Origin of the sequence: Streptomyces lushanensis (assembly GCF_001700515.1) — a bacterium.
Taxonomy (GTDB): Bacteria; Actinomycetota; Actinomycetes; order Streptomycetales; family Streptomycetaceae; genus Streptomyces; species Streptomyces lushanensis.
This window is the reverse complement of the sequence record NZ_MAUD01000526.1, coordinates 1-977: the sequence shown is the minus strand read 5'-3', so window position 1 is coordinate 977 and position 977 is coordinate 1. Positions and strand designations below refer to the sequence as shown.

Genomic DNA, 977 nt, shown 5'->3' with positions numbered 1-977 from the left:
TCGGCCTCACCGGCCGGGCCGTCCGGCCCGGCCGGTGAGGCCGACGCGAAAGCCGTCACGGAGGCGGCCCTTTTCGAGGCCTTCGGCGGCCTGCGCGGCATGGTGGAGACAGTCGTCCCCGGCCTGCTCTTCGTCACGATCTTCACGATCAACCAGGATCTGCACACCTCGGCGATCGCGGCCCTCGCGGTCTCGCTGCTGCTGGTCGTGGTCCGGCTGGTGCGCCGGGACACCGTCAAGCACGCGTTCAGCGGCGTCTTCGGCGTCGCCTTCGGTGTCGTCTTCGCGATGATGACCGGCAACGCGAAGGACTTCTATCTGCCGGGCATGCTCTACACGCTGGGGCTGGCCCTCGCGTACATCGTCACCACGCTGGCCGGTGTGCCGCTGATCGGGCTGATCCTGGGCCCGGTCTTCAAGGAGAACCTCTCCTGGCGGACACGGAACCCGGGCCGCAAGAAGGCGTACGCGAAGGCGAGCTGGGCGTGGGGGCTGATCCTGCTCGCCAAGTGCGCGATCCTCTTCCCCCTCTACTGGTGGGCCGATACGACCCAGCTCGGCTGGGTGCTCATCACGCTGAAGATCCCGCCGTTCCTGCTGGCCGTCTATCTGACCTGGGTGTTCCTGGCGAAGGCGCCCGCGCCGATCGATGTCTTCGCCGAGATGGAGGCGGAGGAGGAGGCGGAGAAGGCCCGCAAGGCCGCCGCCGCGGCGACCCCGGACGGCCCGACGAGCCACCGCAAGGAGCGCTGAGCCCGCGCGGCGCCCGCCCGTACGCCCCTGCCTTTACGTCCCGCCGATACGCCCTTGCCCGTACGGTCCGGGCGCGGGCTCGCCCGTAGGATCCGGGATCGTACGCTCCGGGGCCGGGCCCGCCCGTACGCTCCGGGGCCGGGCATGGCCCCTACGGCCCGTCGCGGCTTCCGTGTCCGGCGAACGGCCCTCGGGGCAGACGGACGCGAAAGGGCCCGGCACCT

General features: G+C 71.1%; 1 protein-coding gene. It reads left to right on the top strand.

Annotated features, from left to right (window positions below):
* Nucleotides 1–753, top strand: a 753-nt coding sequence (locus BFF77_RS30785; RefSeq protein WP_066956614.1) for a DUF3159 domain-containing protein, incomplete at its 5' end; no start/stop codon positions are given.
* Nucleotides 754–977 lie beyond the last annotated feature (224 nt).